Annotated in this window: 1 protein-coding gene; it reads left to right on the top strand. The window is 39.6% G+C overall.

The window, feature by feature from the left end:
* Nucleotides 1-86: 86 nt before the first annotated feature.
* Nucleotides 87-1409: an IS4 family transposase gene (locus ESZ26_RS19000; RefSeq protein WP_146801376.1), complete on the top strand. Its 1323-nt coding sequence runs from the start codon at nucleotides 87-89 to the stop codon at nucleotides 1407-1409.
* Nucleotides 1410-1418: the final 9 nt, after the last annotated feature.

The raw sequence follows: 1418 nt of genomic DNA, 5'->3' as shown, positions 1-1418 counted from the left end.
TAATGCCGATCAGTTAAGCAATTTATAGCTTGATTAATTTGTTAATGAGATCAAAATCCAGTGATTAATATCACTGGATTTTTTTTATGCAACTTTCTACCGCTCTTTCTTTAGTTAATTCAAATAATGTCACAGAATTCCAAAATCTAGCAGAAATTTTGTCCCCAGAAATTATTAGTGCTGGACTTAAAGAGCACGGTATATCTACCATTCGAAAGCGAAAACTGCCTATGGAGAATATGGTGTGGGCTGTCATTGGTATGGCATTGTTTCGTAAGTTCCCAATGCGCCAAATGCTTAATCAGCTTGATATTATTTTACCCAGTGGAGTCCCTTATGTAGCATCAAGTGCGGTTACGCAAGCGAGAAAAAAACTCGGCAGCAAAGTCATAGAGACAGTATTTCAGCAAACTCAGCAACAATGGAACCAAGATGCTCATCATGGTCAGTGGTGTGGTTTAAACCTTTTAGGTGTTGATGGTGTTGTGTGGCGAGCGCCCGATACTGATGAAAATAATAAGGAATTTGCCAAGACAGGCACGCAACATGGCAAGGCCAGTTACCCCCAAGTACGGATGGTGTGTCAGATGGAACTCACCAGCCATTTATTAACGAACAGTGTCTTCGATAGTGTTGACGTTAATGAGATGAATCTTGCGTTAGGGCTAATTGATAAAACACCTGATAATAGTTTAACGCTGTTCGACCGCGGTTTTTATTCATTAGGCTTGTTACATCGTTGGCAAAGTACCGGTAAAGCTAGGCATTGGTTAATGCCGCTCAAAAAAAACACCCAGTATGAAGTGATCAAAAGCATTGGAAGACAAGATAAATTAATTCTATTAACCACAACACCTCAGTCACGAAAAAAGTTCCCAGAATTGCCAAAGACAATGCAAGCGCGACTTATAACAAAAAAAGTGAAAGGAAAAGACCTTCAAATACTCACATCGATGACAGATCCGATGCGCTTTCCATCCGCTGATATTGTTGATTTATATGCCCACAGATGGGAGATTGAGCTAGGGTTTAGGGAAATGAAACAGTCGCTATTAGACAATCGTTTTACCTTACGAAGTAATCAACCAGAGCTTATTAGGCAAGAGCTGTGGGGTATATTATTGGCTTATAATTTAATCCGCTATCAAATGGTATTAATGGCTAAATCGCTCGATGGTATACACCCAAATCAACTGAGTTTTAATGGCGCTTCTATGCATATTATTCACGAGTTAACACAGTTGTCATTCTGTACGCCAGGCAATATTCCCAAATACACAATGAATATTACAAAGTCAGCCAAGCAATTCGTTTTACCCAGTAGGCGAGAGCGGCAATATCCGAGAATGCTGAAGTGCTCAAAGAATAGATATCCTGTTAAAAGTAAAAATGCCGTTCACCTTAAGTGAACGGCATTA

Origin of the sequence: Colwellia hornerae (genome assembly GCF_007954355.1) — a bacterium.
In the GTDB taxonomy this organism is placed as follows: domain Bacteria; phylum Pseudomonadota; class Gammaproteobacteria; order Enterobacterales; family Alteromonadaceae; genus Colwellia_A; species Colwellia_A hornerae.
The sequence above is the reverse complement of the archived record's forward strand: the minus strand, read 5'-3'. Positions and strand labels throughout refer to the sequence as shown.